Origin of the sequence: Sedimenticola sp. (assembly GCF_050289425.1) — a bacterium.
Classification (GTDB): domain Bacteria; phylum Pseudomonadota; class Gammaproteobacteria; order Chromatiales; family Chromatiaceae; genus Sedimenticola.
The window spans coordinates 132,770-146,539 of sequence record NZ_JBNKFS010000010.1 but is presented as its reverse complement, the minus strand read 5'-3'; the positions used below and the strand labels follow the sequence as shown (position 1 = coordinate 146,539).

The 13,770-nt window shown below is 49.1% G+C and carries 12 protein-coding genes; 2 read left to right on the top strand and 10 right to left on the bottom strand.

Features of this window, described 5'->3' with window-relative positions; translation table 11 throughout:
* The 6 genes from ACQY5R_RS09185 to ACQY5R_RS09160 all read right to left on the bottom strand — a co-directional run.
* Positions 1-234: hypothetical protein (locus tag ACQY5R_RS09185; RefSeq protein WP_428607279.1), on the bottom strand; the 234-nt coding region annotated here is incomplete at its 3' end.
* The gene (locus tag ACQY5R_RS09180) at positions 231-1,814 is read right to left on the bottom strand and encodes an XrtA system polysaccharide chain length determinant (protein ID WP_428607276.1); all 1,584 of its coding nucleotides are present in this window, start codon (positions 1,812-1,814) and stop codon (positions 231-233) included. The genes ACQY5R_RS09180 and ACQY5R_RS09185, both read right to left, overlap by 4 nt.
* A 213-nt stretch (positions 1,815-2,027) precedes the next feature.
* Positions 2,028-2,666: an XrtA/PEP-CTERM system exopolysaccharide export protein gene (locus ACQY5R_RS09175; RefSeq protein ID WP_428607274.1), complete on the bottom strand. Its 639-nt coding sequence runs from the start codon at positions 2,664-2,666 to the stop codon at positions 2,028-2,030.
* A 419-nt stretch (positions 2,667-3,085) separates the two neighbouring features.
* The gene (locus tag ACQY5R_RS09170) at positions 3,086-5,785 is read right to left on the bottom strand and encodes an MMPL family transporter (RefSeq protein ID WP_428607272.1); all 2,700 of its coding nucleotides are present in this window, start codon (positions 5,783-5,785) and stop codon (positions 3,086-3,088) included.
* A 173-nt stretch (positions 5,786-5,958) separates the two neighbouring features.
* Positions 5,959-7,464: a hypothetical protein gene (locus tag ACQY5R_RS09165; RefSeq protein WP_428607270.1), complete on the bottom strand. Its 1,506-nt coding sequence runs from the start codon at positions 7,462-7,464 to the stop codon at positions 5,959-5,961.
* A gap of 35 nt (positions 7,465-7,499) precedes the next feature.
* Complete coding sequence (locus tag ACQY5R_RS09160; protein WP_428607268.1) at positions 7,500-8,321, bottom strand: outer membrane lipoprotein-sorting protein; 822 nt, start codon at positions 8,319-8,321, stop codon at positions 7,500-7,502.
* An 855-nt stretch (positions 8,322-9,176) separates the two neighbouring features.
* Between ACQY5R_RS09160 and ACQY5R_RS09155 the strand changes: the two genes are divergently transcribed.
* Positions 9,177-9,773 carry a hypothetical protein gene (locus ACQY5R_RS09155; RefSeq protein WP_428607266.1) on the top strand — a complete coding sequence of 199 codons (597 nt, stop codon included), beginning with the start codon at positions 9,177-9,179 and terminating at the stop codon, positions 9,771-9,773.
* A 61-nt stretch (positions 9,774-9,834) separates the two neighbouring features.
* On the opposite strand, the gene ACQY5R_RS09150 is transcribed toward ACQY5R_RS09155, so the two are convergent.
* From ACQY5R_RS09150 to ACQY5R_RS09140, 3 genes are read right to left on the bottom strand one after another with little or no spacing between them, the layout of a single operon-like run.
* Positions 9,835-10,923, bottom strand: a complete 1,089-nt coding sequence (locus ACQY5R_RS09150; RefSeq protein ID WP_428607263.1) for a nucleotidyltransferase domain-containing protein — start codon at positions 10,921-10,923, stop codon at positions 9,835-9,837.
* Positions 10,924-10,958: 35 nt separating this feature from the next.
* Positions 10,959-11,882: an HprK-related kinase A gene (locus ACQY5R_RS09145; RefSeq protein WP_428607260.1), complete on the bottom strand. Its 924-nt coding sequence runs from the start codon at positions 11,880-11,882 to the stop codon at positions 10,959-10,961.
* Entirely contained in the window at positions 11,879-12,187 is a 309-nt protein-coding gene (locus ACQY5R_RS09140) for an HPr-rel-A system PqqD family peptide chaperone (RefSeq protein ID WP_428607258.1), read from the bottom strand. Before ACQY5R_RS09140 ends, ACQY5R_RS09145 begins: the two co-directional genes overlap by 4 nt.
* A 282-nt stretch (positions 12,188-12,469) precedes the next feature.
* Between ACQY5R_RS09140 and ACQY5R_RS09135 the strand changes: the two genes are divergently transcribed.
* On the top strand, positions 12,470-12,664 hold the full coding sequence (locus tag ACQY5R_RS09135) for a hypothetical protein (RefSeq protein WP_428607255.1): 195 nt from the start codon (positions 12,470-12,472) through the stop codon (positions 12,662-12,664).
* A gap of 14 nt (positions 12,665-12,678) precedes the next feature.
* On the opposite strand, the gene galE is transcribed toward ACQY5R_RS09135, so the two are convergent.
* Positions 12,679-13,692 (bottom strand): UDP-glucose 4-epimerase GalE, encoded by a 1,014-nt coding sequence (gene galE, locus ACQY5R_RS09130; RefSeq protein WP_428607292.1) that lies wholly within the window; start codon positions 13,690-13,692, stop codon positions 12,679-12,681.
* Positions 13,693-13,770 lie beyond the last annotated feature (78 nt).

Genomic DNA, 13,770 nt, shown 5'->3' with positions numbered 1-13,770 from the left:
ACGCGGTTCATCCGGCGTCACCATACCGAGCGACTTGAGATAGTCTATCGGTAGTTCGACAAACTTCCCATTTCTTGCTTCTGTATCCCTTTCAGATTGATCTAATACGGTACGAGTCGCCGCTTGGGCTTGTGCTGAGCCCGTGTTGGCATCCGGCGGATCACTCGGTAAATTATCGGTTTTCCCCGCCTGCTCGGCGTTAAGCTTTTCTATAGCTTTTTCAATAATGCTCATAAAACCCGTGCCCCAAGACTTTGCACTTTCCCTAATAGATCAAAGCCCATGTCGTGCAACAAATTTACCCCTAGAAAAAGTGTTCCCAGAAGCAACACCAAAGAGACAAACATAGCACCGGCAAATCGCTGTCTGCGTAGTTGCGATTTCGAAGGGATGAATGCGACTGACCCAAGAACAGGTAAGCCGGTAATACGGTTGAGTGCACCACGACTGTAAAAAACAGGGCGTATCAACGAAATCAGAAATGCAAGGCCTATTCCCGCTCCCAGACCACCCAGAAAAACCGCACCATTGAGTAACAGCTTGTTAGGCTGAGACGGCTTGAGGGGTACAAATGGGGGATCGATAACACGGAACTTAACTTCTGACGCGTCCTGCTCAGCCTTCTCTGATAGATGCGCTGATTCCCGTCGCTTTAGCAGAGCAGCATGCTGTTGGGACACGGCCTCATAGTCTCGATTCAACTGCTGCAGCTCAGCTTCTATCAAAGGAATCTGGTCGACCTTTTCCTCCAATTCCTTGACCCGCTTGGCGTACTCTTCTGCACGCACCTTCAATTCAGCGACACGAGCCTCTGATTCAGAGAGCATGGTACGCATCTGCTGGTATACTGGACTGGATTGTAGATTGGCCTGAGCGGCCACCGGTTCGGTCTTACTCTCCTTAAGCTCCTGCTTTTTTTCCTCTTCCAGATTAGCAATGATGGTTTTAATCTCTATTACATCTGGATGTCGATCTGTGTACTTCAGCAATAGCTCATCCAGGCGACTCTGAAGATTCTGGATTCGCTGATCCAAGGGTGAAGCTATTGAAAACTCTTCGCTCCCTCCCGGAATAAACACCGGCTCCTCGCCTTCCAGTTGGCGCTTGATTTCAGCACGACGATTCTCCGCCTCCCGAAGTTCTAACTGAGCCGTACCCAACAGGCCTCGTGCCATCTCCAGACGCTGATAGTAACCACCCTGTTCGCCCGGCATGCTGCCGACATAGCGCCGTTTAAAATCAGCCAACTTCCCTTCCGCCTCAGCAAGCCTCACCTCATACTCAGCGATCTGTTTATCCAAAAACTCTTGGGCGCCCGCACTGTCTTTGCGTTTTTCACCTAAGGCACTTTCGATAAATATAGAGATCAAAGATTGTACTACCCGCTGCGCAACCAGCCGATCTGAATGGGTATAAGAGATGGAGTAAAGTGAAGAGTTGCTACGCTGGCCACTCAGCTCAATATTGTCACGCAGTTCCGTAATGAGGGTCTCTTTATCCTGGTCATTCCTGACCTTGAGATCCAAATCAACCATGCGCATTAGCTTTTCCATATTGGGTCGACTGAGAAGCGTCTTGCTCATTAAGGTGACCCGTTGCCCCACATTGGGTTGAATAGCCAGGCCACGCAGAAGGGGCCCTAATATACTATTGCTGTCGACATGCAATCTGGCGGTGGCTTCATACTTATCGGGAAGCTGTGCAATGAAGAGCCATCCGGCAATGGCAACAATCCACGCTGCGACCAAGGCCACCCAGCGAAACCGCCACACGCCGTAAAGATACTCGGTAATCTGTTCAAGGAGTTCTTGCATATATCCCTGCCACACCCATGACTGTTGAGTTTTTAACCTCAATATCCCTGTTACTGCGAACCAAAATGGTCTAACTATTCGCCGTCCATCAATTCAGGATATCGATTGTGAAAACAACCGACAGACCGAATCCCGAGTCAGCTAACTGACCAAGATCCGATCTGCTTACCTATCGATACCAACCTATCTCTACTTAAAGAGATGCTATGTGATCTAGAACCACGCCTCGGGGATGATCATGATATCGCCAGGCATCAACGCCAAATTTGCGGAGATATCGCCATCTTTTATCAGATCTTCCAGACGAACGTTATAGACTTGCTGCTCGCCATTAACATTTCTGATCAGAACTGACTTGTTGCCATCGGCAAATTCTGTCAAACCACCCACTTCGATCATCAAATCAAGCAGTGTCATATGTTTTCTAAACGGAACAGAAATAGGCTCTGCCGCTTCACCCAAAACTCTGACCTGTTGGGTTGGGATGCCGACAAATTTATCGACTATCACCGTGACCACTGCATTTTTCACATATTCGGAATAAGCCTTCTCGACATCCCTGGCCAATTGAGTAGGCGTTTTACCGCTTGCCTGGATATCTTCCACCAGCCTCGTGGTAATTTTTCCATCCGGTCGAACGGGAACCGTAACAGTCAGTTCCTGATTACCCCAGACAAAAATATTCAATTTATCACCCGGCCCAATGATGTAATCGAAATCTTGTTCTGCCTGAAGTTGGTCACTGGTGACCTGGGGATATTTTGATGCACAGCCGGCGAGCAGCACCACCAGAGCTATAAATAGGCCCTGTGTTAGCAACCGGCGTGATGATAGTAAATTGTTGATAGGCACAAGCATGTTCTCCCTTACACTATATTGTTGTACAACCATTCTTCGGCACATTGTAACGAAAGGAGTGGCCTGATAGTCCCCGCCGCAGACTCACGCTACTTCCCGGTTCCGAACTGTAACTCTACTGGTCCGATCAGGCATTGATTCATCAGTAACAAGCACCCAGATCCGACCGATAAAGATTCACTCAAAATCTCAAGATAACCACCCAACCTACTGGGTTTGTTAATAAAATAATGCTTTATATTACCCTAGTGTTTACTATTGGGCCAACTATAAATGGACTGATCCTAACACGAGCTATATAAAATCCAACACCCATCGTACATTGTGGCTAAGATTAAGCGTTTACATCCTAGTCACGCTTGAAAACAGTCGCATATTCTGACAATTACCCCTCAACAAAAAGGGTTTGAATTTCATCCTACGCTATCTGTCCCATCGCTCCGACTCCCATCTTGTCGCCGCATAAATAACGGCTCCCGTTTCATGACGGCCGGATGCCTGGCATAAATCAAAATTAGCAACGCCGGTAACAGCAACAAATCAAAAAACAGTGCTGAAACCAGTCCGATACTGGTTAAAAGACCAAAATGAGCTGTTGGAACAAACTCAGAAAGCGTCAGCACAATAAACTGTGCACTCAAGATAATGGTAGTTGTCAGTACCGCTCTACCGGCATGTTTATAGGTCTTGACCAACGCAACAATCGGACTCACCCCTCGTCTAACACGACTGATAAAACCGTGATAAACATGGATCGTATCGTCCACCGCTATACCTACTGCCACGCTAGCAATCATCGCTGTAGCCATATCCAGCCAGAGGCCAAACAGGCCCATGATAATAAATATAAGCAGTATAGGTGACAGATTGGGAATCATGCAGAGCACCGCACTACCGATTGAGCGCCACTGTATTAGCATTAACAGGAATATGAGTCCTAGGGCGCCCAGCAGGCTCTTCACCTGCCCCTCAATCAATAGATCCTCCTGATCTGCGAAGAGCCGTCCAAATCCAGCTATCTCCCAATTGATTCCGTTGATGGAGTGCTTGGCGAGATATTCCCTGATTCGATCCATCAGCCCAGAAAGCGCATTGGCCCCATGCACATTCACATTCAAACTTACATGAGTTATGCGGTAGCTTTCATCGACAAAGTCGAAAAGATCTTCCCCATCGTATACCAATAGGTACTGGCTAATTAGCTCCATGTTATCCGGTATACGCCGGTATTCCGGATTCTCGGCATTAAACCCCCAGTGCATCTCTTCAACAAAATCTGCCAACGAGATACTCTTGTCTACCTCAGGCTGCGACTCCACCCAGCGTTGAAATGCCCGGATATTGTTTAGTACCTTCGGCTGCTTCAGCCCACCGGGCTGGCTCGCCTTAAACACAATATCCAACGATGAGGTACCCACCAACCTCTCTTCTATCCTCTCGGTAGCCATCCGAATCGGATGATCGGGATAGAAAAACTCCTGGATATTGGTTTCCACCACGATCTTCCCAACTTGCGGCAACAGTGCCCCCAAAACCAACGCGATCGAACCAACCACATATAGCGGATAACGCACACCGATACGGAATAACCCGCTGACCAGCCGATCCAAACCGGCCAGCCCAGATTTCCGACTCGGCCACTCCACGTAGTCATAGCGGGCAAATATATTGGGAACCAAATGAATCACGATAAAATAGATAAGCCCCACGCCAACGGCTGATATCAAACCAAACACTTTTATAGGAGGGATTGGGCTCAGGCCCAACGAAGCGAGACCGGCAACTGTTGTTAATGCCGTATAAAATGCCGGCCGCCGAACCTCTTTGAGTGCGCTGGCAACACGATTAGGCCCTGTTAATCCCCGTTTAGAGGCATAGTGAAGAGCGTTAAAAAGGTGTACCAGCGCGGCAACCGTCAAAGCCGATAAAAGCGGGGGAATGATACTGGAAATCAAATTAAACGGCTGGTTGAAAACCACATAAAATGCCACTGTGGAACTGACCACAACGCCGATCACGACACCGGACACCACCATGGCAAGCCAGCGATGAAACAACCACCAGATCAGAAACAGGCCTATCACCGTGGTGACAGGAATAAAGATCATATTATCCCTCAACATGGAGCGCATTTGCGCTACATCGGTGGTAATCTGCCCGGCCATCCCAACCAGATATCCACTCAAACGGGCTTTCTCAATTTCATCAAGAATCTCATCTTCCAGCGCCAGACGCTTAAGACTCGAATCAATTTTCACCGGTATAACCAATAGAGAAACGGCCGCCCCATCCTCCGCCACCAACAAATCTTTGGCAAAACGGTCGGAAAGTGCACGCGCCAAACGCTCTTTGGGGCGGGTATCCTGCAATTTTTTGACATTCACCAGCGGCTCAACCAGAAAGCCATCCTCGGTACCTCGAATATGATCTTGTGTCGTCATATTCACCACATCATCTATCAACGGATTAGCCGCAAGCGTCTTTGCCAAATTGTTGAACGCCGTCGAAAATCCATCAGAATAGAGCGCTACCCCCTCGAACAGCAGCAATACCGCCTGATCACCGGGAAAATAGCGTCTAAGCTCATCATCTATGACCACTGATGGAGCGTCTGATGGCAGGTAGACTCTGGGAGTATTATTGATATTGAGATTCAGTAACAACCCATTGGGAAGCACTGTAAATAGAAAAAGAAACAACACACTAAAATAGAACTTCCACGGTAAACGCAGAAAAATATTCTTCAACTGCATATCCGCTTCGGTAATAAGCGAAAACTCGACCGCTTCCTCGTCATCAAAAAGGGTATGGCAGGAGTTCATGATGGCGACCAGATGAGCGCCATCACTCTTCAGCAATGTTACTTTCGCCCGAGGATATTCCTTGGAGTTTTTAGAAATTTTGCTTGCCGCGGCAAAATGTTCACGCAAGCGATCTTTGTGCCGATCCACCACCAGGTCCAGGACCGGTATCGCTTCCAGTTCGCTGAATGAGGTGTACCCAAGAAGTTTGAGAAATGCCGGATTGGCATAAACAAACATGCCATCATGTTGAAGCGCAACCGGTCTGGGGTCGCGCTCAAACTTGGCATATTGAAGAGGGTCAGTCTGCATAGGTGTTGGCAATTATCCAGCTACCCAGATCGTTTCAGTCATATTCTCACTTTAACCCTGGAACAGGACGAACCGGCCGCTGTCCCGATAAGGCACCCGTCCTTGAAGATAGTGCATCTAACCCCATCCTATGCCAGACCACACACCCGAAACAGTCCGCGCTCTCCCCAAAATTAGAACTTTGCCCGCCACCCCACGGCCACGAGCGAATTATCCTGATGGAATGCCCCTGGCGTCCCCGCTGCGCCTTCAAAGTAGTGCGCCTCCAGATACAACTCCTGGGATTCCCAGCCGGTATAGGCCAACTCCGGATTCAGATAAAGATCATGGGTATCCAGCCCTTTATAAAAGCGCCCCTTGATACGCCACTGATCCTGGGCAAATGGGACTTCAAAGGAACCGCCGAATAGATAGATCTCTGTTCTGTCAATGACCGCCGGCGCATTAATGTGATTGATGCCTGTCAGCTGCAGGTTCACCCGTGCATCGCCATCGCCAGGAAAAAATTCCACACCGGCTCCCCAATTGAGGCTTTTCACCGTATCATACGACCCATCCAGTCGAGTCACCGGTGCGTCACTCAACCAACCGGCCTCTAGGCGCCAGACCGCTCCCATCGCTTCCACACCCAGGTCGCCACCCAATACCCAGCTCCGTGGATACTTGGCCTCGAGCACCCCCCGGGAGCTGTTGTAGTTAAAGTAGGGCAAAGATTGTCTGACTTTCTGGACAGTGAATGCATAATCCAGCCCCTCGCCCGTACCGCTGTACCGAATACCAAATCCACCGTCGGAATCTGACGCCTTGGAATCCACAGGCGAACTCTTAACCAACGCCTCTGTGACCGGCGTGGATTTTAGGCCCAGAATCTGTCCCGACTGTTGATTAACCGGGAACCAGACACTGGACACACCGGGCAATTCCGCCTCGCGAAAGACGGGCAAAAACACCAGGTCCAGTTTTTTATCCCCGAAAAAGTGCTCATAACGTATTGCCGGCGAGGCACGCCGCCTATCGGCCAGATCATCCATGATGTAACGGCTCAAATCATGGGTACTCAACCGGTCGGTGGGGGGGAATTCGTCAATCCTTCCCCAGACGATTTTTTGAGCCCCGGCTGTAATACGGTAATTTCCCGCCCGATAACGGATAAAGGTCTCATCATAATCGAGACTGGCGTGATCCCAATCAGGACCGCCTTGTTGCGAGTAACCGTCCAGCCGAACAGATGCCTGCAAATCCCAATGACTGGAGGGGGTCCAGAGCGCCGTAGCTTGTCCGTGCAGATAACCAAGCCCACTGGCATCCGATGACGAATGCGTAAAAACCCCGTATTCACCCCATAATTCATCCAATTTGAGAGAGAAATTGCTCTGCTCTTCCACCGAAGGGTTCACCATAGCAAGACTCTTCTGACCCTCCTCTTCTATCTGGATAGCCTCGCCATTCTCAGGCGTCTCACCTTCGATCACCAATTCGTCGCTGCCTTTATCTTCGATGATGAGTATCTCGTCCTTCCCAGCAGCAGGCTTCTCCTCACCGACCACCGATTCCTCCTCAATGATCAGCACCTCCTCTTCATCCACTTTATCGGCAGCGATGAGCGGCAAAGGAGACAACGCCAGGCAGAACCAGGTCAATAGAATCGCGCTGTCAAATCGGTTGTCTGAGTGAGCCATATAGCTATTTTCCCTTAATTTTTATGCGCCCAAGTTTACGGACGGAAAGCCTTTTCATTACTATCATCGGTCAAATCCCGCCTGGAGAAGAGCCGATCAGGAAGATTTTGATTGTACTTGATCTTATTCGTTAAAAGCTGGGTTCTATGCCCCGACTCAAGGTCATACATAGTGCTTTCCAGGATGGTCCAGTAGCCCTGCACTTTCTTGATCCGCCTAGCCGTGAGCATTTTGGTCGGCCGGTCTTTACCCCTTTCATACAACTCTACTTTTAGCGGAATCAGAATTCTGCGATATATACAACTGACCCGCTTCGAATATACGGAATTATCAGGGTCTTTGGGGGTACTCACCAGAACCTCGCATGGCACCTTTCCCACTTTTCCTTCACCCTGAAGATAGTGATGATCCATCGACACCTCTCTATCCAAGAGATCTTCATAAAAAAAATCGGACCCGACAAAGCGACCGCCTTTTCTTGACGACGATATTCGCCGAACTTTATTCAACGCCGGTAAATACAACCACTGGTCACTCTCTTCCCCAGGATGATCCTGGGTAAGCAGACCGGTCCCACTAATATCATCCGGCTGGATAAATCGCATCAGCGTCCAACGCTCGGCGGTCCCCTTCTCCTTAGCGTAGCTGTAGAGTATCCGCTGACGAGCCTGCCCCTCCTTCCCCTGGAGTTTCATAACCACCAAGGCACTGAAATCGTCTCCGTTTGGACGGTCATATACCGCCTGAGCCAATGCCTCCCCAGCCTGATTACTTAGAGACTGGCCCGACAATGCAGGCACCATTGCAGCCAAAAGCACAACGGTCATCGCCGCTTTAGCCAAGCTACCGATGATCATATTTTTCCTGCCATAACGAGAACTGGCCATATTTCTTAATAGTCCATGTTTGAAATATTCTATAACTACTTGAAAGTATTGCAAGTTAATTTATTCAATCATCACACACCAGGCATGCCAGGGGCAATAATCGGCACTGAGGGTCAACCTGACAGCTCAAATCAGCCGATTAATGACCAAAGGGGCAACTTACCTGCCTGATTGTCACCGTATTTATGCTTTAAAAGTCGGCGGAATTTAACATTCCTAACGATACACCATGTAGCCCCCATGTCGATTCACCTCGTAATTAATTAAACACGGGACTCACCACTCGTAGTCCAGACGCTAAAATCCGCGATAACCTTGATAATGAATAATTGCCACACTAATCCCGCAGCAGCAAACAGAAACATGTCGGTTTTTTTTACACCTCATATCCAATCCATCCACATAGATTAAAATATAACTTTATGGATCAATTACTTATCATGGTGGCTCATTATTTGCATGGTATCAGACGACATGCCCTTGATACATCAGCAAGGGGATCGACGGCGATAAGGAGTTAGCCAAAAATCGCAGGAGTAGGCGATAAACTTTGTCGCATGGTGTCAGTTGAGACTGGATAACACCCAATTCTTTGCACCGAGGAGGCTTGGAATCCTTACAAAGACAAAACCGATTCAGCGCTAATTAGAGACAACGGCTTTTGATAAAGTATCGAATGGCTTTACACTAATCGCCGAAGCCGTTTCCGAGGATTGGACTAGGTGCTATCTTTCAAGGAAAGGGCCCAATGGTCGATAAACCAGGAGATAGACCCGACCAAGCTTCCCGGGTCTGATATTCGGGTAACCAACAGAGTATTAAGTAATGTCGAAGAAACCAGAGACAAACAAGGATTTAAAAGCAGAGAATGCAACCGAGAATGGCATCTCATCCAGTCGTAGGCAGTTTACTAAAACAGGCCTGCTTGCTTCGCCCGTGCTGATGTCTGTGGTATCTCGACCTGTATTTGGCGTCGGCTGTCTCTCCAATATGCTCTCCGGCAACCTCTCAGAACCCGATCGCGGCGAATGTAATCTCGGTTTAAGTCCGGGTTATTGGAAAGAACATCCGGAGGCATGGCCAATGGCTGCCGGATTCAAACCGGATGGCACGGTCCCCACTTCCTGTAATGACTGCCTTGCCGGAAACGGCCACTCTACCAACTGGATCTGTAACGGCGGCGCACTGTTTAATAGCTATTTTACCACCGGCCCACAGGATTCGCTCAACCGCTCAATGCTTGAAATCCTCTGTACTGAAGAGGGCAGCGACGAATTCCATATCATTGCCGCACTGCTTAATGCCATGACCGTCCCCAATTATGTTTTGACCGTCGACCAAGTAAAGGCACTTTGGGCCGACCCGACGCTAGGCGGACAAATAGCCAATTTCAAGGCGTTCCTGGATAGCACCTGGACCTAATTAGCACGCAAGTAATCTTTTCAATGCCCCCAATGGCCTGGGCGGTTGTACCGATCAGGTGTTAATGACGAGGATTATTGGCGATAAAGCGCTGCACTTCCCGTGGTAAAGCACCCTCTTCATCACCGGTAATGGCCTTTCGAATCAAGTGAGGAATTAGAAGGCGCATCGGCATGCGCAGGTAATGAGACCGAACATACAGCATCCATCTGGCCAGACTGCTGCCCCACTGATCACAAGTGGCGTGATCCGGGCGTAGCGCCCGCATAAACAGCTGATCCATAAGCATTAGCGACAATCCAGACGACTCGCGTTCACGCGTCCAAACTTTCACCGCGGCGGGAATATCTACACCCAACAGGATCTCGACATAACGCAACCCATACAGCAGCGGGCGCACCAAATCCATCTCTTCTGCCCGCTCGCATAGCGCTGTCCAGAAACCTTTATGTAGCGAAAACTGTTTCAGTAACTCGGCTATATCCACCAAATCTCGTAAACCGTGCTCCAGTTCGCCATCATGAAACAGATGGGTGGCGCTATGTAAAATCATATCCACATCACATAGCCAATACAGATCCCCTTCCCCGGTATCATTGACCGCTTGTGCAAACAGTTTTCCTGGATCCGGTTTTAACCGGGCCGTCAACGGCAGAATGGAGTGATGGATATCCAACACCGTTTGGCGTTTTATCTGCTTCATCGGTGGGATTTCGTGCATCCAGGTACGGTAATAGCGTTGATCATAAGCACTACTATGGGTGGTACGCCAACCCCACTCGGTGAGCCGTTTCTCTACATCTTCCAACGCAGATCGGGGCACCAGAATATCGATATCATGAAACAGTCGGCCACGACTAATCGGCAAGTCAGCCATAACATAGGCGGCACCCTTCAACACAACGAAAGGGATAGCCAGACTGTGTAGTGCCTCTTCCAGTTGCGACAATTCCCAACGCACCGCCATGACACTTCTTCGGGCAATCATACTGGCCGAATTCAAATGCATGGCTGCTCCTTCCGGAATCAACTGCGCATTTCCGGTATCCTTCAACATCGCATCAAGATGGGCAAGTAGATTGGCTGCTTTTGCTTGTCGAATAAGCAGGTCCCAGTCCATCGGCTTGAAATTTATTACGCTTTCCGGCACACGAAGAACTTGAATAATAAGCGGTAAAGCCATAATCAAACGCAAGCCTCGGACATCGTGAGTATTTCATCCAGCGTCGTCAGGGCCTCATCCATATTTGAATAGGTCAATAAATAGACAGGATTAGTTTCAATCAGCGACTTAGCCGCGCCAAATCCATCTTTTCCCAGAATATGGGTATTAAAGGCATTTTCCTGTATCTCCAGCAATGCACGGTTCTTAGCCTTTCGTGTCAGGCACGTTCCGCTGCCGACTTGATATTTAGGAAAAATAATCGCTAGAGATCGACAACGCTCACCCGCCTGCTGAACACTCGCCGGAGTCGGCTTGAGGTGGGCGACTGTACCTTTTGCCGTGTCTTTCGCTGAAGGCCCGATCTCCGCCATTGATGAAAACTTTTTAATTATCTGTATGGAATCATTTTTCAAACTGACTGGTCTGGGCACAGGGGTAATTTCCAACGTCTGTGGATCCAGCAGTGCCATTTCATCCGACAGCAGGCGCCACCCGCGCAGGCTCATTGCGGCACAAAGCGTACTCTTTCCCGAACCGGGCATACCCGGCAAAATGACGCCCCTGCCAGCCTTTTCCAACACCGCCGCATGCACGATCAAATAGTGATGGGCGGTAGTGGCGATACACCAGTTCAGTCCCCATTCGAACATGGCAAAGGCGTGAACATAGGGGAGTGGTTTAAAGGGAGCATACTCATCCAGCAGAAAATGAACCTGCGGTTTGACCCAACGCCGAACACCGCGGGAGCTTTTTAACGTGATATGAAAATCGTAGAACAACTCAGATTGAGTCGTCTCATAGTCGCCATAAAAAAAGGCAATATGGCGCAACATATCAGGAATGCCGGTACGCAAATTAATCCAGAAAGGGCCTATCTTTATTGGAAGCCCGCTTCCGGTTAAACCGCGTGCCATCTGTCGCAGTGTTAAGTCGTTTATCTTCACAATGAATCTGAAATGACCAGGCCAAGTGAGCGAAAGGTAAGCAACGAAAGATAGACAGCACCGGCCAACTCATTATCGTTGCTGATATCAAAATAGGTAGCAGCGGATGCCGCCAATTCTGATTGGGTCTGCTGTTCTATTTGCAAGCGTTTGAGCAGAAATTCACCCAACGGATTTAGCATCAGAGTATCGCCAGAACCCTGATGAAAAAGGACGGCCTCCTCCTCATCCGGCCATACTCCCCAACAGAATTGATCAGGGGCATTGGCAAACCATAGCCTTTCAGTTGTAGTGGCTGCTTCCATCCAACTCATATCGCTGATGACTGATGTGTGTTCTTTTGATAATCAATCAGTTATAAACATAACGGTGGTAAGGCGTAGCATACCGTTTTTTTGTCACGCTGTCCCACTACAAGAGGATCAGAAACGCTAGATTAGCGGCCCACCGGACTATGCAGCACTCAAAACTAGGCTTATCATTAAAACTGAAATTCCGTACTTTTAACCGTAAAATACAATAATCGCCACCATCGTGTCCCAAGCAGGCAAATGCCTAAACTGCCAGATCATCAGGGGGAAAGAACCATGAACGCACTTTTGGAAAAAGCCGGAACAGCCGCAGGTATAGTTGGTATTCTGATCTGCCTGATAGCCGGACTAGTTCGTTTATCAGGCAGCTACTATCTGTCCGGCTACGGCGTACAGAGTATCATGATGGCGGGCATCGGACTTATCATCGTGGCCTGCTTTTTAAAACTGGAACACCTATCAAGAAAATAGGAGTGATCCACCCACTACCGGTCATAGCCACGGGGATTGCCACATTGCCAGCGCCAGGCATCCCGGCACATACGTTCCAGACCATGCTCGGCATGCCACCCTAGCTCGTCTGAAGCCTTGGTGGGATCCGCATAGCAGGCTGCAATATCACCGGGCCGGCGATCGGTAATACGGTAAGGCACGTTCTTGCCGCTTGCCTTTTCAAAGGCCTGCACCATCTCCAATACCGAATAACCCTGACCGGTTCCCAGATTATGAATAATCAAGCCGGGATGGCCGGCCAATTTATTTAATGCGGCAAGATGACCACGCGCCAGATCAACGACATGGATATAGTCACGTACTCCGGTCCCATCAGGCGTTGGATAATCTCCGCCGAATACGTTCAGCCGATCGAGCCGCCCACTGGCAACCTGAGATATATACGGCATCAGATTATTCGGAATTCCGCTCGGATCTTCGCCGATCAAACCGCTTTCATGCGCACCTACCGGATTAAAGTAACGCAGTATAGAGATATTCCAGGAACCATCCGCAACAAAAAGGTCGCGCAAGATCTCTTCGATAATCAATTTTGATCGGCCATAGGGATTGGAGGCCGATAGTGCAAAATCCTCGCTGATCGGAAGTGACGCGGGATCACCATATACCGTTGCTGAAGAGCTGAATACAAGATGCTTCACATCCGCACCCTTCATCGATTCGAGTAGCGTTAGGGTTCCGGTAATATTGTTCTGATAGTACTCCAGCGGTATTTCAACGGACTCTCCAACCGCCTTGAGCCCGGCAAAATGAATCACAGCATCAATTTTATTTCGAGCAAAGAGATCATCTAATACTTCCTGATCACGAATATCCCCCTCAATGAAAGAGACCGTTTTTCCAGTGATCTTTTCTACCCGTTCGAGAGATTGACGGCTACTGTTACAAAGGTTATCAATGACAATCACCTGATAGCCCGCTTCCAGCAACTCAACACAGGTGTGGGAACCGATATACCCCGCTCCACCGGTAACCAGTATGTTCATCATGCAACATTCCCGCCCTTACAACATTGGATAACTCTGTCTATTCTGCACCAGGTGTGCGGCATATAACAGCTCGAT

Coding starts and splice junctions, on each gene's coding strand:
- ACQY5R_RS09180 (WP_428607276.1), bottom strand. CDS start 1,814: ATGCAAGAACTCCTTGAACAGATTACCGAGTATCTTTACGGCGTGTGG.
- ACQY5R_RS09170 (WP_428607272.1), bottom strand. CDS start 5,785: ATGCAGACTGACCCTCTTCAATATGCCAAGTTTGAGCGCGACCCCAGA.
- ACQY5R_RS09165 (WP_428607270.1), bottom strand. CDS start 7,464: ATGGCTCACTCAGACAACCGATTTGACAGCGCGATTCTATTGACCTGG.
- ACQY5R_RS09160 (WP_428607268.1), bottom strand. CDS start 8,321: ATGATCATCGGTAGCTTGGCTAAAGCGGCGATGACCGTTGTGCTTTTG.
- ACQY5R_RS09155 (WP_428607266.1), top strand. CDS start 9,177: ATGTCGAAGAAACCAGAGACAAACAAGGATTTAAAAGCAGAGAATGCA.
- ACQY5R_RS09140 (WP_428607258.1), bottom strand. CDS start 12,187: ATGGAAGCAGCCACTACAACTGAAAGGCTATGGTTTGCCAATGCCCCT.
- ACQY5R_RS09135 (WP_428607255.1), top strand. CDS start 12,470: ATGAACGCACTTTTGGAAAAAGCCGGAACAGCCGCAGGTATAGTTGGT.
- galE (WP_428607292.1), bottom strand. CDS start 13,692: ATGAACATACTGGTTACCGGTGGAGCGGGGTATATCGGTTCCCACACC.